The sequence below is a fragment of the Vibrio sp. 1978 genome (assembly GCF_033344345.1).
In genome coordinates this window covers 50,567-74,965 of record NZ_JAWPOP010000016.1, presented here as the reverse complement: position 1 = coordinate 74,965, position 24,399 = coordinate 50,567, and the positions used below count along the sequence as shown (strand labels likewise).

At 46.9% G+C, this 24,399-nt stretch carries 20 protein-coding genes; 8 read left to right on the top strand and 12 right to left on the bottom strand.

The features are described 5' to 3' along the window. Positions 1-24: 24 nt before the first annotated feature. The 11 genes from betA to R8N49_RS16125 form a co-directional block, all read right to left on the bottom strand. Complete coding sequence (betA, locus tag R8N49_RS16175) at positions 25-1,740, bottom strand: choline dehydrogenase (RefSeq protein WP_318190016.1); 1,716 nt, start codon at positions 1,738-1,740, stop codon at positions 25-27. Positions 1,741-1,920: 180 nt separating this feature from the next. Then, complete coding sequence (gene betB, locus R8N49_RS16170) at positions 1,921-3,381, bottom strand: betaine-aldehyde dehydrogenase (RefSeq protein ID WP_025767886.1); 1,461 nt, start codon at positions 3,379-3,381, stop codon at positions 1,921-1,923. A gap of 18 nt (positions 3,382-3,399) precedes the next feature. Next, positions 3,400-3,999 (bottom strand): transcriptional regulator BetI, encoded by a 600-nt coding sequence (gene betI, locus R8N49_RS16165; RefSeq protein WP_017820329.1) that lies wholly within the window; start codon positions 3,997-3,999, stop codon positions 3,400-3,402. Between the two features lie 607 nt (positions 4,000-4,606). Beyond that, positions 4,607-6,628: a diguanylate cyclase gene (locus tag R8N49_RS16160; RefSeq protein WP_373921224.1), complete on the bottom strand. Its 2,022-nt coding sequence runs from the start codon at positions 6,626-6,628 to the stop codon at positions 4,607-4,609. Between the two features lie 462 nt (positions 6,629-7,090). Further along, the gene (locus tag R8N49_RS16155; protein ID WP_054576059.1) at positions 7,091-7,849 is read right to left on the bottom strand and encodes an SDR family oxidoreductase; all 759 of its coding nucleotides are present in this window, start codon (positions 7,847-7,849) and stop codon (positions 7,091-7,093) included. A gap of 9 nt (positions 7,850-7,858) precedes the next feature. Next, a complete protein-coding gene (gene mmsB / locus R8N49_RS16150) occupies positions 7,859-8,755 on the bottom strand; it encodes a 3-hydroxyisobutyrate dehydrogenase (protein ID WP_138940142.1) in 897 nt (298 codons plus the stop codon). Between the two features lie 19 nt (positions 8,756-8,774). Continuing rightward, entirely contained in the window at positions 8,775-9,905 is a 1,131-nt protein-coding gene (locus R8N49_RS16145) for an enoyl-CoA hydratase/isomerase family protein (RefSeq protein ID WP_042523593.1), read from the bottom strand. 10 nt (positions 9,906-9,915) lie between these two features. After that, positions 9,916-10,692 (bottom strand): enoyl-CoA hydratase, encoded by a 777-nt coding sequence (locus R8N49_RS16140; protein WP_042523591.1) that lies wholly within the window; start codon positions 10,690-10,692, stop codon positions 9,916-9,918. Positions 10,693-10,721: 29 nt separating this feature from the next. Beyond that, complete coding sequence (locus R8N49_RS16135) at positions 10,722-11,876, bottom strand: acyl-CoA dehydrogenase family protein (protein ID WP_053307598.1); 1,155 nt, start codon at positions 11,874-11,876, stop codon at positions 10,722-10,724. A gap of 93 nt (positions 11,877-11,969) precedes the next feature. Then, positions 11,970-13,463 (bottom strand): CoA-acylating methylmalonate-semialdehyde dehydrogenase, encoded by a 1,494-nt coding sequence (locus R8N49_RS16130; RefSeq protein ID WP_213986365.1) that lies wholly within the window; start codon positions 13,461-13,463, stop codon positions 11,970-11,972. Positions 13,464-13,533: 70 nt separating this feature from the next. Further along, positions 13,534-14,712, bottom strand: coding sequence for a thiolase family protein (locus R8N49_RS16125; protein ID WP_046264876.1), 1,179 nt, complete (start codon positions 14,710-14,712; stop codon positions 13,534-13,536). Between the two features lie 209 nt (positions 14,713-14,921). Here R8N49_RS16125 and R8N49_RS16120 point away from each other — a divergent pair, with 209 nt between their 5' ends. The 7 genes from R8N49_RS16120 to R8N49_RS16090 all read left to right on the top strand — a co-directional run bounded on the left by R8N49_RS16120 (position 14,922) and on the right by R8N49_RS16090 (position 22,551). Further along, positions 14,922-15,308 (top strand): MerR family transcriptional regulator, encoded by a 387-nt coding sequence (locus R8N49_RS16120; RefSeq protein WP_005373242.1) that lies wholly within the window; start codon positions 14,922-14,924, stop codon positions 15,306-15,308. 45 nt (positions 15,309-15,353) lie between these two features. Continuing rightward, complete coding sequence (locus R8N49_RS16115; protein ID WP_005373245.1) at positions 15,354-16,523, top strand: isovaleryl-CoA dehydrogenase; 1,170 nt, start codon at positions 15,354-15,356, stop codon at positions 16,521-16,523. A gap of 114 nt (positions 16,524-16,637) precedes the next feature. Beyond that, positions 16,638-18,245 (top strand): carboxyl transferase domain-containing protein, encoded by a 1,608-nt coding sequence (locus R8N49_RS16110; RefSeq protein WP_137282718.1) that lies wholly within the window; start codon positions 16,638-16,640, stop codon positions 18,243-18,245. 105 nt (positions 18,246-18,350) lie between these two features. Continuing rightward, positions 18,351-19,133 (top strand): enoyl-CoA hydratase-related protein, encoded by a 783-nt coding sequence (locus tag R8N49_RS16105; RefSeq protein ID WP_017633676.1) that lies wholly within the window; start codon positions 18,351-18,353, stop codon positions 19,131-19,133. Next, complete coding sequence (locus R8N49_RS16100; protein WP_186585392.1) at positions 19,126-21,174, top strand: acetyl/propionyl/methylcrotonyl-CoA carboxylase subunit alpha; 2,049 nt, start codon at positions 19,126-19,128, stop codon at positions 21,172-21,174. The genes R8N49_RS16105 and R8N49_RS16100 overlap by 8 nt, the downstream gene beginning before the upstream one ends. Beyond that, positions 21,155-22,057, top strand: coding sequence for a hydroxymethylglutaryl-CoA lyase (locus R8N49_RS16095; RefSeq protein WP_017633678.1), 903 nt, complete (start codon positions 21,155-21,157; stop codon positions 22,055-22,057). The genes R8N49_RS16100 and R8N49_RS16095 overlap by 20 nt, the downstream gene beginning before the upstream one ends. A 173-nt stretch (positions 22,058-22,230) precedes the next feature. Further along, positions 22,231-22,551: a DUF1840 domain-containing protein gene (locus tag R8N49_RS16090; RefSeq protein ID WP_005373256.1), complete on the top strand. Its 321-nt coding sequence runs from the start codon at positions 22,231-22,233 to the stop codon at positions 22,549-22,551. A gap of 98 nt (positions 22,552-22,649) precedes the next feature. On the opposite strand, the gene R8N49_RS16085 is transcribed toward R8N49_RS16090, so the two are convergent. Continuing rightward, positions 22,650-23,516: a mechanosensitive ion channel family protein gene (locus R8N49_RS16085; RefSeq protein WP_258489483.1), complete on the bottom strand. Its 867-nt coding sequence runs from the start codon at positions 23,514-23,516 to the stop codon at positions 22,650-22,652. A gap of 333 nt (positions 23,517-23,849) precedes the next feature. Here R8N49_RS16085 and R8N49_RS16080 point away from each other — a divergent pair, with 333 nt between their 5' ends. Further along, positions 23,850-24,398 (top strand): sugar O-acetyltransferase, encoded by a 549-nt coding sequence (locus R8N49_RS16080; protein WP_025767897.1) that lies wholly within the window; start codon positions 23,850-23,852, stop codon positions 24,396-24,398. The last annotated feature ends 1 nt before the right edge of the window (position 24,399 follow it).

Here is a 24,399-nt window from a genome sequence, read left to right as displayed (position 1 = left end):
GTAATGATTACTGACTTTTTCATTTTATGAGATCGAATCGAGATCTCTTTTTGGCGGATGCATTCGTTGCATCTCTTGCCAGTCCGGTGCAATCCAAACTGGTACGTTGTTCGACGTTTCTAGGGCGTTATCCAAAATCATGTCCGCGGCGCGTTCTGCCACCATAATCGTTGGCGCATTTAAATTACCGTTCGGAATAGTTGGGAAAATAGAAGAGTCCACCACACGCAAGCCTTGAATACCGCGTACTTGGCATCGCTCATTTAAGACGGCTAATGGGTCATTATCTGCGCCCATTTTGCAGGTACAAGATGGATGGTAAGCACTCTCGACGTTTTGCTTCACCCATTCATCAATCTGTTCATCCGTTGTGATGTTCAGACCGGGTTGGATCTCATCCCCACGAAACTCATCCATGGCTGGCTGATTGAGGATCTCGCGAGTAAGGCGAATACAATCACGCCAATCCTGCTTATCTTGTTCAGTGGAAATGTAGTTAAACTCAATCTTCGGCTTATCATTCGGATTCGCAGAGACAACTTCGACCGACCCGCGACTTTCTGGCTTGTTAGGTCCAACGTGCACTTGGAAACCATGACCATCAAAAGCAGCTTGCCCGTCATAACGCATTGCCGCTGGCAAGAAGTGATATTGAATATTTGGCCACTTTAGCCCTTCTCGAGAGCGGATAAATGCACACGATTCAAAGTGGTTAGTCACACCAAGGCCTTTGCGAGTTAATATCCACTCAGTGCCAATCAAGCCCTTGCTCACCAAACCTAATTTGCTGTTGAGCGTGATAGGTTGTTTACAGTGATATTGGAAGTACACTTCTAAGTGATCTTGCAGGTTTTTACCTACCCCCTCCAACGAGTGTTTCACCTCAATGCCCGCTTTTTCTAATACTGCCTTAGGGCCAATGCCTGAAAGCTGCAACAGCTGAACGGAGCCAACCGAACCCGCACTCGAAATCACTTCATTATTCGCAAAACATTGCTGAATTGAACCTGACTTTTCAAATTCAACGCCTACCGCTTTCTTGCCTTCTGCACCAGTTTCTTCTAATAAAACTCGATGAACCGTCACCCTCTTCATTAGGGTGAAGTTTTTGCGTTTTTTAGCGCGGCTTAAGTATGCATTAGAGGTCGAAGCGCGTACGCCTTTGTCGACGGTCATATGCATTGGGCCAAAGCCCTCTTGCTGATAACCGTTGTAATCTTTTGTTTCTGGGTAGCCCGCTTCTTTGCCTGCATCAATAAAAGCTTGGTACAGTGGATTGAGCTTCATATCGTTGCCGTTACATGTGCCGACTGGACCGTGATCGCCCCGATATTCATCAGCACCACCAATCCAAGACTCTGCTTTACGGAAATAAGGCAAACACGACTGATAATTCCAGCCTTTCGCGCCTTCCTCTTCCCACTGGTCAAAGTCACAAGCGTGTCCGCGAACGTAAACCATGCCGTTGATAGATGAGCTACCGCCCAGAACTTTTCCGCGAGGACAATGAAGTTGGCGACCATCCAACCCTTGCTCTTCAACCGTCTCAAACTGCCACGCGTATTTTTCAGTGTTCATCGGGTAAGAAAGCGCTGTTGGCATTTGGATAAAAATACTTTTATCCGACCCACCCGCTTCGAGTAATAGGACCGAATTTTGACCACTTTCACTTAAGCGATCCGCTAACACACAGCCGGCCGAACCCGCACCGACGATGATGTAATCGTAGTGTTGTTGCATTTTTATTCTCCTAGGAGTTAATACTCATCACCGTAGATAAGTGAACGAAATTAGCGTAGGAAAAATGCTTGAGAACAAGGCGGAAATTTTGATAAGTAGTTAACCTACAATCAAAATTGACAACGTAGTTATCGAGCATTTTAACAAGCTAAAGTGGTCAGTTATCTACTATGAGTAGTATCATTTGTAAGGGCTTTCGAAGTCGCTTAGCTGAACCAGAACACTCTTCGTTTGTGTGTAATGTTTAAGGGTTTCGACTCCGTTTTCACGGCCAACACCTGATTGCTTGTAGCCGCCAACTGGCATTTCCGCAGGTGAGTCACCCCATGTGTTCACCCAACAAATACCCGCTTGAATTTGATGGATCACACGGTGCGCACGAGATAGGTTTTGAGTAAATACACCTGCCGCTAAGCCATAATCGGTGCCATTTGCACGCGCAATCACTTCCGACTCATCGCGGAATTTCAGAACTGACATTACCGGGCCAAAGATTTCTTGTTGAACGTGGCTCATGTCATCATCGCAATCGACAAATACGGTTGGAGCAACAAAGTTACCATTGGCTAGGCCATTGTCTGTTACTTTGTAGCCGCCAGTCAGTAACGTCGCGCCACTCGCTTTCGCGGCTTCAATCGCTCCTAGAACTTTCGATTCATGATCTTTAGAGATTAGCGCGCCAATTTGCGTGTTCTCATCAAGCGGATCGCCGACGACTAACAGCTCGGTTCGGGCTTTAAGCTGTGCGATAAAGTCGTCATAAATACCTTCATGGACAAATACACGTGTACCGTGCGTACAAACCTCACCTTGGGTGTAGAAGTTCGCCACCATGGCCGCAGAAACGGCATCGTTTAACTTCGCATCATCAAAAATAATCAGTGGAGACTTACCACCAAGCTCCATCGTTACTTGTTTTAGTGTCTTAGCGCTGTCACTCATGACGACTTTACCGGTGCCTGACTCACCCGTGAATGACACTTTTGCGATATCAGGATGCGCCGTTAGCATCTGTCCTACTCGGTAATCCCCTTGCACGACATTAAATACGCCATCTGGCATGCCCGCTTCTGAATAAATTTCGGCGAGCTTAAGCGCCGTTAATGGTGTTTCTTCTGATGGCTTGAAGATCATTGCGTTGCCCGCAGCCAGTGCTGGCGCCGATTTCCACATCGCAATTTGAATTGGATAATTCCAAGCGCCAATACCCGCGCAAATGCCCAATGGCTCACGACGTGTATAGAAAAACTGATCGTCGCTGAGCGGCTGCTGTTCACCTTGTAGACTTGGAGCAAGGCCAGCGTAGTACTCAAGAACATCGGCACCTGTTGTGACATCAACCGCGATAGCTTCTTGAATGGGCTTACCAGTATCTGCCACTTCCAATGCAGCCAGCTCGTCATTACGCTCACGTAAAATGGCAACGGCTTTGTGTAAAATACGGCTGCGCTCAATCGCAGTCATCGCCGACCATGCAGCAAAACCTTTCTTTGCCGATTCAATCGCTGCTTGAAGATCGTCTTGGTTCGCTTGTTTAATGTTGGCCAATGGCTCACCATTCGCCGGATTGTAAGTGGTGAAGTGTTCATCTGAACACCCGTCGTACATCGCACCATTGATATAGTGTGCTTTCATTTCCATTTTGAAGACCTGTAACTTTTATATTTTTTCAGAATAAAACGTAAGTTGTTTTTCGAGATAATCGTTGATGATGATTCTCGCTCTTTCTGCATCAATGCCTTGCGGGTTGAGCGTTCCGCGCAGCCAAATTCCATCAATAAGTGATGCAATACCATGAGCAACCAATTCAGCCTGCTCTGCATTTAATAATGCTTTGAGTTCTTTTCTTAGGTGGGACAATAGACGTCGTTCGTTGACACGCTGCAAACGCTTGAGCTGCTCGTCATGCATTGAGTACGACCAAAACGCCAGCCAAGTCTTGGCAACTTGGTTTTCTGCCTGATAGCCGACAAAATTACCATCAATGATGGCGTTAATTCTTTGGTGATGAGCATCACTTGGCAGCTCACGTAACTTCTGTGTGATAGTGGACGAAAGCTGACGCAAGATTTCGCGCATCGTTTCCTCCAGCAATCCGTGCTTACCACCGAAATAGTGGTTGATAATCCCCGTTGATACACCGGCTTCTTTGCTGATTAACGAAATACTCGCCGCGTGTAAACCGACTCTATCAATCACTGACATTGTCGCTTTCACAAGCTGCGGTTTTCTGATTTCAGGCATCCCCACCTTTGGCATTTTGCGTCCCTGTTATTTTTAATTGAACGGTTAGTTAAATATAAAATGCCTGAAAATTAATTCGAACTCAAATTATTTTTAAAGAAAAATGTTAGTAAAAAAGGATGAAAAGTTGAGGGTGTACGAAAAATTGCTCGGTAAGAACTTGTCGGGATAACTAGATTTCAGTTTAAGAACAAACAAATAAAGCAAGCAAAATCAGCCACTTAAATGTCGATCCATTTTTAAAACGATGATGAACGAGTTGATTTTTGAACAACAAAAATCTGTGCCACAAAAAATTTATATCGACCACTAATCATTTCACCTGTACATGGTTTGTTTGTACAAAGAATAGACACTCTAGTTTGTTATAGTTTTGTAGACACAAGTGGCATTCGCACTTTGAAGGTGAAGGAGGCAAAAAGAGAGGTTATATTGAACGCCATGAATATGCGATTCGATATCTCCTTAAGCCATTTTTAAGTAATATCGCCAAGTGACTTTAAGATTTTAGATTCAGCGTTTTATATTCGAAGCAAGGATCTCAAAGTCACTTGGCTATCAAAGTAAATGGGAGGGATAAGTTCAGATTCATCGTGCGATGAGCCTGAACTTTTGATTTCTGTTACGCTAGCGAGCGACCTTTCACGCAGTTGCGTCCGTTCGCTTTCGCTTGATAAAGCAATTTATCGGCCTGATCGCAAAGTGATTTAAAGCTCATCTCATTATCTTCAGTGGTAACGACTCCAAAACTACAGGTCACTCTCACTTCTTCTTTCTGTTCCGTAACAAAGCCATGTAGGGATAAAGCGCTACGTAAACGTTCGGCAGTAATAAGGGCGTTTTCATGGTCTGTATTGGGCATAACAACAACAAACTCTTCACCACCAAAGCGAGCAACAATGTCGTTCTCACGTACAGTTTCCTCCAACACTTTGGCAACGCCCGTTAGTACGGTATCTCCAAACACATGCCCATAGGTATCATTTACCTGCTTGAAATAATCCACATCGATTAACGCTAAAGTTACTGGCCCCGATTGTGGCTTATTTGGCACCATTTTCTGTTTATCGAGTTTGCTATCTACCCATTTATTTAAAGCTAGATAACCGTACTTAACTTGCTCGACTTGCTCAAAAACAAAGTGTTGTATTTTTTTTTGCTTAGATTGAGGTACCGGTTTCTCTTTTCGCTCACGCCTCACTTCTACTGGCTTAGTGAACCAGTCCTCTAAAAAACGGCGATTGAACAACCCTGTCAATGTGTCTGTCTTTGCGAGGCGACGCATTCTCAAACGCGAGCGATTGACGACGAGAAATACTACCGCCATCAAAAATAGAACACCGATGAGCGCAAGTAGCGCTTCACCCAATAAGTAAAAAGTACGACGGTTATTTTCTAGCTCCATACGCTGCAAAACATTGTTCCAGTTGAGATCTTCGTTCTCATATTCAAGTCGTTCCAACTCAAATAACGTCTGCTGGCGCTCAAGATTTTCAACTTCTCTTTGATTGCTAAATTGGATAAATTTATCGTGATAGTTACCGTAAGTTTCGAATGCTAGTTTAAAGTCATTGCTTCCCGCATAGGCCATAGCGGCGACTTTTAGTAGCTCCATTTGCTGTTGCTTGACGTATCGACTCTCTATAATCTCCGGCAGCATTGGCGCGATCATCGCTAAAAGTATTTCAAATTGCTGCTGCTCTAACATATATTCGGCTTGTAACAACTTAAATGTTGCCAAATACGCGCTAGACGTTTCTCTGTACTGTAAATTCTCCGCCAGCTTCAAGTGGTTAACCATCTTCTTTTCTTGTTTCGTCTCGCGATATAAAGCTGCAAGTTCAAGGTTAACTCGAAATCTAAAGCGTCCATCACCGATAATTTGAGCCAGCTTTAACGCTCGCTGATATGACGCTATCGCCTCTTCGTATTGGAACTGTGCTTTATGAAGTTTCGCTATCGTCAAAACGCTCAACAACTCATTGAACGACATACGCCTATCCCTAAAATAGCGATATGCTTGTTCCAAAAGCGCCTCAGATCGGTCGTAACCCTGAATTTTGACAAGTACGTCACCTAGCTCTAGTGCTGCACGTTCGACCAGCCCGTGAACACCTGAAGATTCAGCCGCATCCATGGACGACATAAGTGCAGCATAGGATTTTTTAAACTCACCTTGCTCATCGTAATAGCGTCCTTTTAGCAACAGGATTTCTGATTCAAGTTGCTTATCACCATTCTCACGCGATGTTTCCAACAAGCTATCCAACGCAGAAAGCGCGGTATCGATATCGCTCTTTCCAACCATAGTTCGCATCTGAATCAACTTAAACAGGAGATACTCATGGCTCTGTGGACGCACAAGCTCCAATCCTTTTTGAACGACACTCTGACTCTCTTCTACGCGCCCTAGCAGCTCTAAAACCGTGGCCTTGGCAAGCCAGTAACGCACCAACAGCGCTGTTGGTTGGTTTTGTAGTAAAGACTCTTCTTCTAACGCTTCAATCAAAGCTAAAGAACTCTGAGGTAATGCGTAAATTTGATTTTCGATGCCTTCTAACGACTGTAAAAACTTACCTTCCTGTTCCACCTTTTCTGTGGAGGCCTGAACAGAAAAACACAGACACCCCAATAATAGCGGCATCGTCCTAAGCGAATGAAATAGTGACATTATTGCTCTTCCCTAATGGGTAGTTACTTCAGTGTAATTGAGAATTCTGATTATTTATTATTAAGACAACTGAAGGTTATTCAGTCAGCCTCATATTCCCATGTATTTTGCGCTGAATAATAAATCACCATCTTTAGATGCCGAAATAGTTTTCGGTTACAATATGACCAATAAGAATGTTTTTTACACACCAAGAATGACGATCTCGTTAGTGAGACAAAAGATCGTCTTAGTTGTGAGTTGATACATTTACATGACAAGCAATATAGAACTAACCATTCACATTAGAAATAGAATCAATTTTTATACCGTTCGATGAGATAGCAGTCGACCATGCATCCAATACATTTTTCAGATAGAAGCAATAAAAGAAAGGAGAAAATGGAAGGAAGCGGACAATCAAACTCGCTCCCCTTTTTTATGTTGCAGAAGGGGTTACATTCGCATTCCGCCATCGACTTCGAACACTCTTCCGGTCACGAATTCGTTGGTTAACACGTATTTTATGGTCGATGAAATTTCATCCGCCAAACCTAAACGTCCAACCGGAATCATTCCGATTAAACGTTCCATCGCTTCAGGTTTTATTTGGTCTGTCATGGCAGTTTTGATGACACCCGGAGCAATCGCCACTGAGCGAATTCCGAAACGCCCTAACTCTTTCGCCCACACCGTTGCCATGGTGGCTACCGCCGCTTTAGATGCTGAATAGTTGGTTTGACCAATATTCCCGGCACGCGCAACGCTGGATATGTTGATCAGAACCCCTTTGCTATCGGTGTTCAGCATTACCTTGCTCGCTTCACGGCCACACAGGAAAGTGCCTGTTACATTCACATCTAGAACAGACTGAAATTGTTCCAGCGACATCGTGTTAACCTGACCATCTTTGACTTTAATGAACATACCATCACGCATAATACCTGCGTTATTGATAACGCCATTGAGCTGCTTGAAATCTGCCTCAATTTGCTCAAAAGCACTGCACACCTGCTGTTCGTCAGTCACGTTCGTCACATAAAAACGAGCGGTAACGCCGAGAGATTCACATTCCGCTTTCGTTTCAGCCAGTTGCTCTGAATTGAGGTCGATAAGCGCAAGATGAACGCCATTTTCCGCCAGTGACAGTGCCATTTGTTTACCCAGCCCCTGCCCTGCCCCCGTGATCGCAATGACCTTATTTGCTAACTCCATAAGCGCTCCTTAGGCCTGATTTTGCTTTTGGTAGAACTCAAACAAGCTTGAAAAATCTTTTTGCCCGTTGCCCTGACCGTTGTGAAAATTAAACAGATTACGAGCCAAGCTGCCCATTGGCGTTGATGTTTGACAGGCAACTGCCGCTTCCATCGCAAGACCCAGATCTTTAGCCATTAACTGGCTCATAAAGCCGCCTTGATAACCATTGCTTGCAGGCGTATTTTCCATCACACCTGGACAAGGGTTATACAGCTCTAGCGCCCAGTTACGCCCTGAACTTTGCAACATGATGTCGGAAAGCACTTTGGGATCGAGTCCGTTTTCCATCCCTAAATTGAGTGCTTCACAGGTGCCGCTCATCAAAATGCCCAACATCATGTTATTGCAGATCTTCGCCACCTGACCAGCTCCAGCATCGCCTGCATGGAAGATGTTTTTACCCATGTGGCTAAGCACCGCTTTGGCTTGAACAAAGTTCTCTTGTGAGCCGCCAACAATGAAAGTTAACGTACCTGCTGCTGCGCCCGCAACGCCACCAGATACTGGTGCATCAACAAAACTGATACCAAGTTGCGATGCTTTTTCGCCAACCAAACGAGCAGTCGCCGGATCGATGGTGGAAGAATCAATCAGCAAGGTACCTGATTCGACGCTATCTAAGATGCCATCTTGACCAAGATAAACGCTTTGAACGTGTTGGCTCGCTGGCAGCATAGTGACAACCACGTCAACACCTTGTACTGCCTGCTGAACGGAATCGGCACTTGAAGCGCCCAATGCGGTCAACTCCTCAACTGCGTTTGGGTTCAAATCAAATACTTCGACGTTCAAGCCCGCTTTGAGTAGATTCTTAGCCATAGGCGCACCCATGTTACCAAGGCCAATAAATGCAATTTTGTCCATATCGTATTTCTTCCTTGTACTAAAGTGCCGCTATAGCTACCGACGATGCGGTCAGTGGGTATTCTGCTGAGTCAATTGGCGAGAAGAAGCGCTCCAAAACTTGTGGCGTTACGTCAGAAACCGTGCGATGTTGCCAAGTCGGTTGATTGGTTTTATCAATAATCAGCGCACGAACCCCTTCTCTAAAATCACCTTCTAAGCCACAACGTAGTGTTAGGTTAAATTCCATATCAAAACACGCTTTCAAAGAGAGGTTTTGATACTGCGTTAACTGCTGATAAGTGATACTGAGCGACAACGGACTGCCATAGTTCAGTGACTTCTGCGCATTGACGAACCACTTGTTATCAACGTTAGCACGGCTGATTGCATCAACAATTGACGCTAAGTCACCCGAACATAACTGCTCAATCAATTCCGCATAGGGCATCAACATCCCTTCGGTTGGCTCGTCCACGTGTACCGAACGCAGCGTAGTGGCGATTTTTTCGTTGATGTTCGCTTCACCTTTCCAACTTACCGATGCAAGCAGATCCAGCAGCACTTGCTTGTTTTCTGGCTGTGCAATCCATTGGCTTAACCCCAACGCTTTCATATCTGTTGCGTTAATTTGGCAAGCCGTCAAACTTAAGAACAGTGCCAAATGTTTTGGCAACTGGTTCAGGAAGTACGTCGCGCCTACATCTGGGTAAAGGCCAATTTTAATCTCTGGCATTGCAAAGCGTGTGGTGGTTTCTGCAACGCGATGACTTGCTCCCATAAACAGGCCAACTCCCCCGCCCATCAAATAACCATGTCCCCACGCAATGATCGGTTTTGGATAAGTGTGAATAAGATGGTCACAGCGATATTCGAGGTCAAAGAAGGTTTCCATCGCTGAAAATGCAGAATCAAAGTCTTGCTCTTTGTTTTCAAGTGCACGGTAGATCGCTTGAATATCGCCACCAGCACAAAACGCTTTTTCACCTTGAGCATGCAAGAATACCGCGACGATGCTGTCGTTCGATTGCCACTCTACCAGTTGGTTATAGAGCTGCTCGATCATCACGTAACTCAGCGCGTTGAGAGCAGCTGGATTATCAAGCTCCAACACACCAATGGCAGAACCGTCAGCACATTCTATCTGTGAAACATTTACTGTACCTGTCATTTGGCCTCCGCTAGCTGTTTGTCCATTGTGGCTTACGCTTCTGCAAGAAGGCATTCACACCCTCAGTCTGATCTTGTGTATTGAACAGCTGTAAGAAGAGTTCACGCTCCAAGACCAATCCGGCCGCGTGAGTTTGGCTGCGTCGGCCTTGAATAAGCGTTTTGCATGCAGACACGGATTTCGGCGATTGGCTCGCAACACGCTGTGCAAGTTCCATAGCCGCTTCCAGTGCTTGGCCTTTCGCCACCACTTCTTCGACTAAACCAATTTTTTCCGCTCGCTCGGCCGTCACACGCTCACCACACAAGATCATACGCTTCGCCCAACCTTCACCTACCAACGCGGTCAGGTTTTGTGTCCCACCCGCACACGGCAGCAAACCTACCGACGCTTCAGGAAGTGCCATTTGTACTTGTTCTTCTGCGATGCGAATGTCGCACGCCATTGCCACTTCCAAACCGCCACCCATCGCGTAACCATTAATTGCCGCGATGGAAACCCCATCGAATGCAGAAAGCGCTTCAAACGCTTCACCAAATGCGAACGCCATATCTGCTGCTTGCGATTTATCGCCGGATGCAAAGTTGTTGAGATCCGCTCCAGCAGAAAAGAATTTCTCACCTTCGCCTGTTAATACCAACGCATAAATAGAGCGATCATTGCTAAGTTCAATCGCCAACTCTTTTAGCTGATTTAGAGACTCCAGCGTCCAGGTGTTTGCTGGCGGGTTACTAATCGTGAGCTTGGCAATGTGCGCTTCACGTTCCAATTTGATTTGTGCAATCATAATCATTTCGTCCTTTAAACAGTATCAATCTAAACCAGCTCAACGCCCTCGGTGAGTAAACGTCTTGCAACGATCAAACGCATAATTTCGTTGGTGCCTTCGAGGATTTGATGAACGCGAACATCTCTGAAGTGGCGCTCTACTGGATATTCTTTGATGTAGCCATATCCTCCGTGAATCTGCAGAGCTTGGTCACATACCTTAAAGCCAACATCGGTGGCAAAGCGTTTTGCCATTGCACAGTACGCGCTTTTTTCTGCATGTTGGGCATCGAGTTTTGCGGCAGCAAGTCGCACCATTTGACGCGCGGCAACCAGCTCAGTAGCCATATCAGCCAACTTGAATTGCAGGGCTTGGAATTGCGCCAGTGAACGTCCGAACTGTTTGCGTTCAGTCATGTATTGTTTGGCTTCGTTCAGTGCTTGTTGTGCCGTGCCGACGGAACAAGTAGCAATGTTGATTCGGCCGCCATCCAGACCAAGCATGGCAAACTTAAAACCTTCGCCCTCTTCACCCAACAGATAGTCGGCAGGAATGCGGACATTTTCGAAGGTAATCATGCGAGTTGGCTGGCAGTTCCAACCCATTTTGGCTTCTTTTTTACCGTAGCTAATGCCTTCGCAATCAGCAGGAACAACGAATGCAGAAACGCCACCCGCTCCTTCACCACACGAACGCGCCATCACGACCAATACATCTGTATCACCCGCACCCGAGATAAACACTTTTGCTCCATTGAGGACAAACTCATCGCCATCACGCACTGCGCTAGTCGTTAGAGAAGCGGCGTCAGAGCCGGCATTAGGTTCGGTTAAACAGTAGGAAGCGAGCTTTTCACCCGAAATTAGATCCGCGCTAAATTGCTGCGCCACTTCTGCTTTGGCAAAGCTGGTGATCATCCACGTCGCCATGTTGTGAATGGTCATAAACGCAGTAGTCGCGGTACAACCCATAGCCAACTGCTCGAAAATGATCGCCGCATCCAAACGAGATAACCCTAAGCCACCATGCTCTGGCGGCGTATAGATGCTCAGAAAGCCCAGCTCACCCGCCTGACGCAGTACATCTTTAGGGAAGTGATGGTTTTCATCCCACTCGGCCGCATGAGGCGCTAACATTTGGTCTGCAAACTGCTTTGCTACTTCGGCAAACGCGAGTTGATCTTCGTTTAATTCAAAATCCATCTTGAAGTCCTAAGGTCTAATTCGTTGCATTTGTATCCGAGCCAAGCCCACTTAAACGGTGGCGCTTGGCTAGAGGTGTCGCTAATCCAGTAATTAGCTAAGTTGAATGGTCATGTTTGGACCGCTTGGAATGTCATCTTCAAACCAACGCGCGGTGACAGTTTTCGTCTCGGTGTAGAAGCGAACCGCTTGTTTACCGTAAGCATGCAGGTCGCCGTAGAAGCTGCCTTTCCACCCAGTAAATGAGAAAAATGGCAATGGCACTGGAATCGGCACGTTGATGCCTACGTTACCTACTTCGATATTGTGTTGATACTTTCTCGCGGCAGCGCCGTTCGCCGTGAAAATAGACGTACCATTACCAAAGCGGTTTGCATTGATCAGTTCAATCGCTTCATCTAGGTCATCCACTTCCATAGTTAACAGCACAGGCCCGAAAATTTCTTCCTGATAAATCGACATGTCTGTGGTCACGTTGGTAAATAGTGTTGGCCCCACCCAGTTACCGTTCGGAAAGCCAGGCACTTGGCAGTCTGTCCCGTCCAGAACACAATTCGCGCCTGACGCTTTGCCTTCATTAATCAGATTCACCACTCGCAGCTTCGCTTGAGGGCTAATCAGCGGACCATAACCGGCGGTTTCATCATCCCACGCGCCAGGCTGAACCTGAGCTAACGCCTCTTTAAGCTCTGGAATCCATTCTTTGGTTTCGCCGACAAATACGGCAACCGAAATCGCCATACAGCGTTGGCCTGCAGCACCAACTGACGCGCCAACTAGGTTATTGATGACTTGCTGTTTGTTTGCATCCGGCATGATGACCATGTGGTTCTTAGCACCTGCAAATGACTGCACGCGTTTCAGGTTGTCTGTACCTGTTTTGTAGATGTACTCACCAACGGGCACAGAGCCAACAAAAGAGATCGCACGAACAGCTGGATCAGTCAGAATGCGGTCGACTTGCTCTTTGGTCCCGTGAACAACTTGCAATACGCCTTTTGGTGCGCCAGCTTGTTCAAACAGCTCCGCCAGTTTCATTGCCGTTAGTGGCACTTGCTCTGACGGCTTCAAAACAAAGGTGTTGCCACAAGCGATCGCCATCGGGAACATCCACAATGGAATCATCGCAGGGAAGTTAAACGGTGTAATGCCAGCACAAACGCCGAGCGGTTGAATGTAAGAGTAACCATCAATATTGGTCGCGACGTTCTCAACCGTTTCGCCCATCATTGAGCTACAAATGTTCGCCGCTTGTTCTACGACTTCAATCCCACGCCAAATGTCACCCTTTGCATCCGCGAGGGTTTTGCCTGTCTCACTTGAAAGCAGTATCGCCAACTCATCGTGTTGCTCTTTTAACAGATGTTGGTAGCGCAACATCAATCTAGCACGCTCCGGCGCTGCAACTTCTTTCCAGCGTTTGAACGTTTCTGTTGCGCTGGCAATCGCCGCATTCATTTCCGATTCCGTGGCACAAGGTACTTGTGCAATCACTTCGTTGGTTGCCGGGTTGGTTACATCTAGCCATTGTTTTGAATCGGAGATGGCAAATTCACCACCGATATACTGCTTTACTTGTTCTGTCATGATGACATCCTTGTATTTTTCAGCTTGTTACTGACTACTGTTATGTAAGTGAAACTTTGTTGAGAGTGATTTAGCAGATTTCAATCGCGATAGCGGTAGCTTCGCCGCCGCCAATACAAAGCGATGCAACGCCACGCTTACCACCAGTTTGTTTTAGCGCATGAATCAAAGTGACAAGGATTCGATTGCCACTTGCGCCTATTGGATGCCCCAGCGCACACGCCCCTCCGCGAGGGTTCACTTTGCTCTCGTCCAGTTCGAGAGCTTTCACCGCGTATTGAGTCACGACAGCAAAAGCTTCATTGATTTCCCAAAGGTCCACGTCTGATTTGTCCCAGCCCGTTTTTTCCAGCAGCGATTCAATCGCGAAGACTGGTGCGATGGTGAACTCATCAGGCTGTCTTGCATGCGTGCTGTACGCGACAATTTTGGCTAGAGGCTGAAGGTTTTCCTGACGACCAAACTCACTATCGACTAAGATCATTGCCGACGCACCATCCGAAATGGAACTAGAGTTTGCTGCGGTTACGCCGCCATCTTTGGCAAACGCAGGGCGTAAGGTAGGAATTTTAGTGACGTCGAGTTTGCTCGGTTGCTCATCATCTACAACCAAGGTTTCGCCGCGCCGACTTTTTACGTTAACAGGCACGATCTCTTCTTTGAACAAACCTTGCTCGATTGCTTGCTGCGCACGAGTCACCGACTGCTGCGCCCAGGCATCCATACTTTCACGGCTGAACTGATACTTTTGCGCCGTCTGTTCTGCAAAGACACCCATCAGCTCGCCTTGGTAGGCATCCTGCAAACCGTCATAAAACATGTGATCAAGCACTTGCTCGTGACCTAAACGGAAACCATCACGCGCTTTCTTTAATAGATAAGGAGAAGACGACATGTTTTCCATGCCACCAGCGATGACAGCATGCGCATTACCAGATTGAATAAGGTCATATGCCAGCATCACGGTTTTCATACCCGATCCACAAACTTTGTTCAGTGTCGTACAACCAATCGATTGTGGCATTTCAGCTTTAAGGCTTGCTTGTCTTGCAGGCGCTTGCCCCACACCGGCGGGTAAAACGCACCCCATCAACACTTCGTCTATTTTGTGCACATCGAGTTGGCTTTCGGCTAGCGCCCCTTGAATGGCTTTCGCACCGAGTTCCGTGACATCTGTTGAAGCTAATGCACCTTGAAAAGAGCCGATAGGCGTTCGCTTAGCGGCAACAATCCATGTTTCATTTTTCATTCCATTAACCTTTTGTTGACGTTTACGTCATAACTATACTAACATTTACGTTAACGTCAAGTTTGAGGTTATTGTTTGTTCGAGTGATTCTTTGATTTCGAGTAAATGCGAGTGATATCAAGGCTCAAGAGTGGATGTTGTTTGTTTACTTTAACGTTAACGAATTGTATATTCATGTAAATGTTATACGAAAGTCGTAAGGTTAAGGAATGAACACATTTAAGATCAGCGAGCTCGCGAAAGAGTTCGACATTACTACTCGAAGCATTCGCTTCTACGAAGATTTAGGTCTCCTAACTCCAGAACGTAAAGGCAACACTCGAATCTACAATGGTCGTGATCGAATTCGACTAAAACTGATTTTGCGAGGTAAGCGATTGGGCTTTTCTCTTGCAGATATCAAAGAGTTATTTGAACTCTACGATACCGATCAAAGTACTGAGCAGTTGAACTATATGATTCGGTTGATCGAAGAGAAGAAGGCAGCATTGCAACAGCAAGCAAACGACATTCAAGCGGTAATGATGGAGTTAAATGCTGCGCAGTTGCGATGCCAAAACACACTGAGATCCATGAAAGGCGAAAAAGTCACCTAACACCTCAACTCTGGGATGTAGGTGACGTAAAGGCAAGGACACGCAATGAAATCTACCTACTCTTCCCTGAACTTTGTTTATGACGAAAATACCGATTTGCTTCGCGAGCAAATCAATAGTTTTGCTGCAAGAGAAATTGCGCCGCTAGCGCAATCTATCGACCAAACTAACGACTTTCCAAACCATCTTTGGTCCAAATTAGGTGACATGGGTCTTTTAGGTGTGACCACCAGCGAAGAGTTTGGTGGTGCAGGCATGGGCTATCTCGCCCACGTTATCGCTATGGAAGAAATCAGCCGAGCATCCGCTTCGGTTGCGTTAAGTTACGGCGCCCACTCCAACCTTTGCGTCAACCAAATCCACCGTAACGGCACACAAGCGCAAAAAGAGAAATACCTACCTAAGCTCATCTCCGGTGAACATATCGGCGCCCTTGCTATGAGTGAACCCGGCGCCGGCTCTGATGTGGTCTCTATGCAGCTTAAAGCCGAACGTAAAGGCGATATTTTCCTGCTAAACGGCAACAAAATGTGGATCACCAACGGCCCTGATGCACACACCTATGTTGTCTACGCAAAAACCGACCCAAGCCAGCACTCCAAAGGCATCACGGCATTTATTGTGGAACGCGGATTCCCTGGATTTACTCAAGCACAAAAACTCGACAAGTTGGGTATGCGCGGCTCGAATACGTGTGAGCTGGTCTTCCAAAACTGCGAAGTCCCTGCGGAAAACATTCTCGGCGAAGAAAACCAAGGCGTGAAAGTATTGATGAGCGGCCTCGACTACGAGCGTGTGGTGCTTGCAGGCGGCCCACTTGGCATCATGCAGGCGTGTATGGATATCGTTGTGCCTTACATTCACGACCGTAAACAGTTCGGTAAATCCATCGGTGAATTCCAGCTAGTTCAAGCAAAAATCGCGGATATGTACACACAAATGAATGCCGCTAAAGCGTATGTTTACGCCGTCGCTGCCGCTTGTGATCGTGGTGAAACCACACGTAAAGATTCTGCTGGCGCGATCCTCTACAGCGCAGAGCTGGCAACCAAGATGGCACTGGATGCGATTCAACTACTTGGCGGTAACGGCTACATCAACGAGTTTGATACGGGCCGTTTGTTGCGAGATGCCAAGCTGTATGAAATCGGTGCGGGCACTTCAGAAATTCGCCGCATGCTTATTGGTCGCGAATTGTTTAACGAAAGCGCCTAATCAACATACCTAGGCGTTCTGAATCTAAATAAATTCCTTATTCAACCTAAATCTTATTCAACATAGATAAAGGCGGGTGGTGTCACCCGTCTACCGAATGGAGATCGGCTATTTATGGCTTGTTTGACGACCAATATTAATACCCACTCAGAGCAGTATCAGGAAAACTACCGCTCTATGGCGTCACTTGTAGATCAACTTTATACCGTGACTGCCCAAATAGAAGATGGTGGTGGTGAGAAAGCCCGCGAGCATCAGCAGAAGAAAGGCAAACTTCCGGTACGTGAGCGCATTCTTGCCCTCCTCGATCCCGGTTCATCCTTCTTAGAAATTGGCCAGTTCGCGGGTTGGGATGTGTATCCAGATTACGTTCCATGCGCGGGCGTAGTAGCGGGTGTTGGCGTAATTGACGGCACCGAGTGCATGATCGTCGCCAATGACGTGACGGTAAAAGGCGGCAGTTACTACCCACTTACGGTGAAAAAACACTTACGCGCACAAGAAATTGCAAAAAAATGCCAACTGCCGTGTGTTTACTTAGTCGATTCTGGCGGCGCTAACCTACCCCGCCAAGATGAGGTCTTCCCAGACAAAGACCACTTCGGTCGTATTTTCTATAACCAAGCCCGAATGTCAGCCAAGGGTATCCCGCAAATCGCTGTGGTCATGGGGCTATGTACCGCTGGCGGCGCTTATGTTCCTGCGATGTGTGATGTTTCCATCATAGTCAAAGAACAAGGTACGATTTTCTTGGCAGGTCCACCTCTTGTAAAAGCAGCGACAGGTGAAGAAGTCAGCGCGGAAGATCTTGGTGGCGCAGACGTTCACTGTCGCACCTCTGGTGTGGCGGACTATTACGCAGAAAATGATCACCACGCGTTAGAGTTGGCAAGACAAGCGGTTTCACAAATCAACCACTTGAAACCCGTTCAACTCAAGCAAAAAGCACCTCAGGAACCACGTTTTCCTGCCCAAGAGCTGTACGGCATCGTCGGAACCGATCTTAAAAAGCCGTTTGATGTTAAAGAGGTCATTGCCCGAATTGTTGATGATTCCCAGTTCGATGAATTTAAAGCCTTGTTCGGCGAAACCTTGGTCTGTGGCTTTGCCCATATTCACGGTATGCCGATTGGCATTGTCGCTAACAACGGCATTCTATTTTCGGAATCAGCACAAAAAGGCGCGCATTTTATTGAGCTGTGCGCACAACGCAAAATTCCTCTGCTCTTCTTGCAGAACATCACGGGCTTTATGGTCGGTCAGAAGTACGAAGCCGAAGGCATCGCCAAACATGGTGCGAAAATGGTAACTGCTGTTGCGTGTGCAGACGTGCCGAAGTTTACCGTGGTTATTGGTGGATCGTATGGCGCAGGAAACTACGGCATGTGTGGCCGCGCTTATGATCCAACCATGATGTGGATGTGGCCAAACGCGCGCATCTCCGTCATGGGTGGAGAGCAAGCGGCTGGCGTGATGGCGCAAGTGACCCGCGATATCAAAACTCGCAAAGGTGAAAGCTGGAGCGCGGAGGAAGAAGAAGCGTTCAAACGTCCAATTGCGGAGCAATATCAGACTCAAAGTCACGCTTATTACGCCAGTGCTCGTTTGTGGGACGACGGCATTATTGACCCTGCGAAAACCCGTGATGTTGTCGGCATTGCTCTGTCTGCTGCGCTTAATGCGCCAATACCAGACAGCAAATTTGGCATCTTCCGTATGTAGCCGGATGCAAGGCAAACCTTAACTCCTCGCGAATACCGATGTTTATACAAGTAACGGTTAGCGAGCATTGGAATAGAGACTGAAATGTCAGACAAAGGAAGTCACATGACCGGACTACTGCTTGAAAAAGACAGCAATGGCGTTGCTTGGTTGAGCCTCAATCGACCAGAGAAACACAACGCGTTTAATGATGAATTAATTGCTTCACTTATCGAAACCTTGGAAAAACTTGAGAGAGACGACTCTCTACGTGCATTGGTACTAACGGCGCAAGGGAAACACTTTTCTGCGGGTGCGGATCTTGGCTGGATGCAGTCAATGGCCACCAAAACCGAGAGTGAAAACCTGCAAGATGCACAGCAACTAGCAAAACTTTTGCATACGCTGGATACCTTTAGCAAACCGACTATTGCTATGGTGCATGGCGCTGCATTTGGCGGCGCACTTGGGCTTATCTGCTGCTGCGATATCGCTATTGGTACACCTGAAAGCCGCTTCTGTTTGAGTGAAGTGAAGCTCGGTTTGTTACCCGCCACCATCGGACCTTACGTAATCCGAGCGATTGGACAACGACAAAGCCGACGCTACTTTTTAACCGCGGAACTGATTGATGCCGAAACCGCGCTATCGATGAGTATTCTTCATCAGATAGACGCTCAACCACGTGAAGCCGTCAATCGCACCATTGATCACCTGCTCAACAACGGTCCACAAGCCATGCAGGCTGCAAAAGCACTTTGTTTACGCTGTGATAACCAACCTATCGATCATTCATTAATTGAATACACCAGCCAAGCTATTGCAACCGCTCGCGTGTCCAGTGAAGGACAAGAAGGACTAGCTGCATTTTTTGAAAAGCGCGCCGCCAATTGGAGGAATCATGTTTAAAAGAATACTGATCGCAAACCGCGGTGAAATTGCCTGCCGAATCATTAAAACCGCAAAAAGCATGGCTATCGAGACGGTAGCCGTCTATTCCGAAGCGGATCGCAGCAGCTTACATGTTAAACAAGCGGATTTCGCTGAATTCATTGGCCCCGCTCCTGCGAGTGAATCGTATCTCGATATCGATGCGATTATCGGCGCTGCGAAAAAATGGCAAGCCGATGCTATCCACCCTGGGTATGGTTTTCTTTCCGAGAACCCGAAACTAGCCAAAGCGTGCAGCGAAAATGGCATCGCCTTTATTGGCCCTTCCACCAGCGCAATTGAAGCAATGGGTTCGAAGTCGCAAGCCAAAGCCATCATGTCTGAGGCGAACGTACCATTGGTTCCGGGCTATCACGGCACAGACAACAGCGTAGAGCATTTATTAGCAGAAGCGGAAAAAATCGGTTACCCAGTGATGCTTAAAGCAACCCAAGGGGGCGGCGGTAAAGGCATGCGAGTGGTCAATAGCGCAGCCGAAATGCCTCTGGCCATCGACGGTGCGCAGCGTGAAGCACTTTCAAGCTTTGGCGATAAGCAGCTTCTAATCGAAAAATGTATATTGCAGCCTCGCCACGTTGAAGTTCAGGTATTTGCTGACCAACATGGCAACTGTGTCTATCTTTCTGATCGCGATTGCTCCATTCAACGCCGTCACCAAAAAGTAGTCGAAGAAGCACCAGCTCCCGGTCTTAGTGATGAACTGCGTAAACAAATGGGTGAAGCTGCGGTTCAGGCCGCTCAAGCGATCGACTATGTTGGCGCTGGCACGGTGGAGTTCTTACTCGATAGCCGAGGTCAGTTCTACTTCATGGAGATGAATACCCGTCTGCAAGTTGAACACCCTGTCACTGAATTGATCACTGGCGTTGATTTGGTGGAGTGGCAATTCAAAGTCGCAGCTGGCGAGCATTTACCTATTTCACAATCTGAAATCACCCACAACGGTCATTCAATTGAGCTGCGAATTTACGCAGAAGATACAGACAATGACTTTATGCCGTCGACTGGCCGCATTGACTACTTAAAAGAACCCGTATCAGACAGTAATGTGCGCCTAGCGTGCGTACGCGTTGATAGTGGTGTTACCCAAGGCGATAGCATCAGCGAATATTACGATCCAATGATCAGCAAGCTGATCGTCTGGGGGCAAACTCGTGATATCGCTCTAAACCAGCTTAAGCAGGCGTTAACTCAATATCACGTACGTGGCGTAACGACAAACATTGGTTATCTGCACAGTATTATTTCGCAGCCAGCCTTTGCCGAGATTGAGCTCGATACAGGTTTCCTCGTCACACATCAACAAGGCATAAATGAGCAGCAAGACGTGTCGGATTCAATCTGGCTTACATTGGCGGCGGTTGCTCGCTGGAATGATCTCATTTCAAAATCAGACAGCTCAACGTTACCCGCGCCAACCAAACGAGGTTTTAGACTGTCGGTTGACAACGTTTACCGATTTAACTTCACGGATGCCAATGCCAACCATCAGGTACGTTTGCAACAATCATCGCAAGATACAGGATCTCACTTCACTGTCCGATGTGGTGAGGAGCTGCATCAGGTCATCCTGCTTGAAAGTGACAACCAGTTTATCGTCGATATTGATAATGTGCGTTACACCTTTAATGCACTTAGCGATGAACAAAGAACAACACTATTTTATCTTGGTCAGCAGCGCACGTTCGCTCATCAACCTAACTTTGACTCTGCAAAAGATGTAGATGATGAACTAAGTCCAACCGCACCACTCAACGGCATAATTTCAGCAGTTATGGTGGCTAAAGGTGACGAAGTGGCGGCGGGCGATCCGCTTTTGGTACTCGAAGCAATGAAAATGGAATACACCATCACGGCTCCGGTAGCAGCAAAAGTCGACGAATTGTTTTATCAGCACGGGGACCAAGTACAGCACGGTTCCATCCTGCTGAATTTGTCTTTGATATCGGATAACGTCAGTGAAGATAAGGAGCGCGAGTATGCTACCAGCGAAAGTTAATATCGTCGAAGTCGGCGCTCGTGATGGTTTACAAAATGAAACGTCAGTGACGCTGGTTGATAAAATCCGTTTGATTAACCAACTAAGCAGCAGTGGCTTAAAGCATATTGAGGCGGGATCTTTCGTCTCTCCAAGGTGGGTGCCTCAAATGGCCGATTCCGATCAGGTGTTTGCTGGTATCTCAAAAAAGCCTGACGTGGTTTATAGCGCGCTCACACCAAATCTCGCAGGGTTAGAACGTGCGCTGGAAAGCGGTGTAAAGCGAATTGCGGTGTTTGGCTCCGCTTCAGAAACGTTCAGCCAGAAGAACATCAACTGCAGCATTGCGGAGAGCCTTGCCCGTTTTGAACCCGTTATCGAATTGGCGAACCAGCACAACATACCTGTGCGCGGGTACTTGTCTTGTACCATGGTGTGTCCATATGAGGGAGTAATCAAGCCAGAGCAAACTACCAAGGTCGCCAATACGTTGTTTGATATGGGATGTTATGAGATTTCGCTCGGTGATACTGTCGGTAAAGCAACACCTAATCGCGTTATCGCCATGCTGGATTCGTTGTTAACGCTACTGCCAAAAGACGCGCTCGCAGTACATTTTCATGACACTTATGGACAAGCATTAGCCAATATCTACCAAGCCTTGTTAATGGGCATCAACACCATTGATAGCGCAGTAGCGGGGCTCGGCGGCTGCCCTTACGCGAAAGGAGCCAGTGGCAATGTTGCAACGGAAGATGTACTTTATCTGTGTGAGCAACTTGGGATTGAAACGGGCGTTGACCTTAGCGTCATCAATGAAGCGGGTTGGCAAATTTGCCGTGCGTTAGGAAAGTCTCCTGCTTCTAGGGTCGCATTAGCTCTGGGCGATCCGTATAGCTTGTAAATCATCAACAACCAATCAGGTAATGTATTTCAACGGGCATGCAGACGTACGTGCCCGTTTTTTGTTGTTACTCATAAAAACCTTAACGCTCAACGGTCTTCATCACATTAATTAGTATCTGATTTCAGCTACAATTTAGTTTCAAACCGAACATATAAAACAGGATCAGGTAAATGCTCATAACATTTCGTTGTCGAAGCCACTCAAACGTCACAATGTTTGGTGATATTGCATTAGATATGCTCAAAATGATGGGTCACAGCGGCACGGTGCCGGGATCAATTTCCGCTCAAGATGTTCCTGACGCGCTATCAAGATTAACTTCTGCTCTATCTGCGAAAAATGCAGCTGAAGAAAACCTCCCTACTGATGTAGACGAAGAGGAAGAACAAGCAGAGCCCGCGGTAAGCCTAGGACGCAGAGCGTTTCCACTGATTGAGTTGCTAAAATCAGCAATCAAAGAAGAATGCGAAGTCATGTGGGACAACCAATAACGCCTTCAAACTTGTTTCTAGCGAGGTGAATCCGTGTTGTGACCGCCTCGCTATGGTTACTCGACACCAAGATAAGAACACCAATACCGCTTATCGCCCTATCCGTTTCTCTCCCTAGACAACTTGATTTCCCCATCAATGTGCACATCTCGTTGTGGAAACGCGATTTCAATGCCGTGCTTTTCGAAAGCTTCGTAGATTTCAAAACGCATGGCACTTGCGACCGAGCGAATACCGCCCTCAACCGTTGAGTTAATCCAAAAATAAGATTCGAAGATCAAAGCATTGTCACCAAAGTCTTGAAAAAACACATCTGGCGCTGGCGAACTCAGAACTTGCGCTTGCTGCGAAGTCACTTCCGCCATTAAGGCAGCAACCTGTTTGACATCGCTCCCATACGCGACACCGACGACGACAGAGCCACGAACTAATCTGTCGCATAACGTCCAGTTGATCACCACGTTCTCAATCAACTGACTGTTGGGTATGAGCATATGAACACCATCGGTTCGCCTGATTCTCGTTGAGCGTGTATTTATTTGCTCGACAGTGCCTTTGGCGCCCTCAACCTCTAAAAAGTCCCCAATTCGGATTGGCTTTTCACCAATCAAAATCCAGCCACTTATGAAGTTGTTAATGATGTTTTGCGCACCAAAACCGAAGCCGATAGCGATGGCACCAGACAGAAAGGCGAACGCGGTGATTGGCACATTGATCATCGAAAGTGTGGTCATAAAAATAATGGCTAGAGCGATGACAAATAATATCCGTTTAACCAAATGAATCACGTTAGGATCTTTCCCCGATGAGGACATTCTTGACGTAACGGTTTTGATTAAAATTTTGGACAACCATAAAGCGACAATCACCCATGTCGGCACCATCAATATCGCCCACAACGTGATAGGTTGTTCGTTAAAGGTAAACAGTGTTGTTTCTAAAAATGAAATGGCCCGTTCGAACATAAAGTGCTCACTCTTGATTCATCGTTGCCAGCAAGCCAGAGCGCATAAGTCATAAATTTTTGGATCAATCGATAGCGCAGCGGCTCAATTAAGTTCTTCTTATTAACTATATTGTAATCTACGTAAAACGCTTCGAGTGGTTTCCCACTTTGGCTTCAACCGATTAAGCCATTTAGGGAATACGTCTTTGTGAACTAAACGAGCCAATCAACCAACTGGATACGCAAGGCAAATCAGTGATAACTTTCTGATTTTTAAGCATCAAATTTTCACTTCGAATCACTCTCACCTATTATGCACCTTATTGCAAATAACATTGATGGAATGATTGTTATGTCAGAACTGACTCGGATGCGCTCTGGAGAAACCTATAATTGTCTGGATGAAGAACTAAAGCTAATGCGCGCCAAAACTGCGCAGCTTGTCTTCCAATTTAACCACGAGCCAAACCCAGATATCCGTAGACAACTATTGGCGGAAATGGGCGTCCAATTAAAAAACAGCGCCTGTATAGAGCCACCGCTACAACTTACCTACGGTTGTCACTTGTCCATCGGAGAAAACACCTACATCAACTGGGATGCCATTATTCTGGACAATGGGCAGGTTGAGGTTGGCGCGAACGTCATGATTGGGCCTAGAGTGCAAATTTACACAGCCGCTCATTCACTCGATACACAAAGACGCTTAGCCGGAGATGAGATCGCCAAACCGGTAACAATTGGCAATAACGTTTGGATTGGTGGGGGCGCAATCATACTGCCGGGCGTGACCATTGGCGATGAGGCCGTCGTCGGCGCTGGCTCTGTCGTAACCAAAGACGTTGCGCCGGGCGATCGAGTTGTTGGAAATCCGGCGCGCTCCATTAAACCAAAAAACTGAA

Coding starts and splice junctions, on each gene's coding strand:
- betA (WP_318190016.1), bottom strand. CDS start 1,740: ATGCAACAACACTACGATTACATCATCGTCGGTGCGGGTTCGGCCGGC.
- betB (WP_025767886.1), bottom strand. CDS start 3,381: ATGGAAATGAAAGCACACTATATCAATGGTGCGATGTACGACGGGTGT.
- betI (WP_017820329.1), bottom strand. CDS start 3,999: ATGCCAAAGGTGGGGATGCCTGAAATCAGAAAACCGCAGCTTGTGAAA.
- R8N49_RS16160 (WP_373921224.1), bottom strand. CDS start 6,628: ATGCCGCTATTATTGGGGTGTCTGTGTTTTTCTGTTCAGGCCTCCACA.
- R8N49_RS16155 (WP_054576059.1), bottom strand. CDS start 7,849: ATGGAGTTAGCAAATAAGGTCATTGCGATCACGGGGGCAGGGCAGGGG.
- mmsB (WP_138940142.1), bottom strand. CDS start 8,755: ATGGACAAAATTGCATTTATTGGCCTTGGTAACATGGGTGCGCCTATG.
- R8N49_RS16145 (WP_042523593.1), bottom strand. CDS start 9,905: ATGACAGGTACAGTAAATGTTTCACAGATAGAATGTGCTGACGGTTCT.
- R8N49_RS16140 (WP_042523591.1), bottom strand. CDS start 10,692: ATGATTGCACAAATCAAATTGGAACGTGAAGCGCACATTGCCAAGCTC.
- R8N49_RS16135 (WP_053307598.1), bottom strand. CDS start 11,876: ATGGATTTTGAATTAAACGAAGATCAACTCGCGTTTGCCGAAGTAGCA.
- R8N49_RS16130 (WP_213986365.1), bottom strand. CDS start 13,463: ATGACAGAACAAGTAAAGCAGTATATCGGTGGTGAATTTGCCATCTCC.
- R8N49_RS16125 (WP_046264876.1), bottom strand. CDS start 14,712: ATGAAAAATGAAACATGGATTGTTGCCGCTAAGCGAACGCCTATCGGC.
- R8N49_RS16120 (WP_005373242.1), top strand. CDS start 14,922: ATGAACACATTTAAGATCAGCGAGCTCGCGAAAGAGTTCGACATTACT.
- R8N49_RS16115 (WP_005373245.1), top strand. CDS start 15,354: ATGAAATCTACCTACTCTTCCCTGAACTTTGTTTATGACGAAAATACC.
- R8N49_RS16110 (WP_137282718.1), top strand. CDS start 16,638: ATGGCTTGTTTGACGACCAATATTAATACCCACTCAGAGCAGTATCAG.
- R8N49_RS16105 (WP_017633676.1), top strand. CDS start 18,351: ATGACCGGACTACTGCTTGAAAAAGACAGCAATGGCGTTGCTTGGTTG.
- R8N49_RS16100 (WP_186585392.1), top strand. CDS start 19,126: ATGTTTAAAAGAATACTGATCGCAAACCGCGGTGAAATTGCCTGCCGA.
- R8N49_RS16095 (WP_017633678.1), top strand. CDS start 21,155: ATGCTACCAGCGAAAGTTAATATCGTCGAAGTCGGCGCTCGTGATGGT.
- R8N49_RS16090 (WP_005373256.1), top strand. CDS start 22,231: ATGCTCATAACATTTCGTTGTCGAAGCCACTCAAACGTCACAATGTTT.
- R8N49_RS16085 (WP_258489483.1), bottom strand. CDS start 23,516: ATGTTCGAACGGGCCATTTCATTTTTAGAAACAACACTGTTTACCTTT.
- R8N49_RS16080 (WP_025767897.1), top strand. CDS start 23,850: ATGTCAGAACTGACTCGGATGCGCTCTGGAGAAACCTATAATTGTCTG.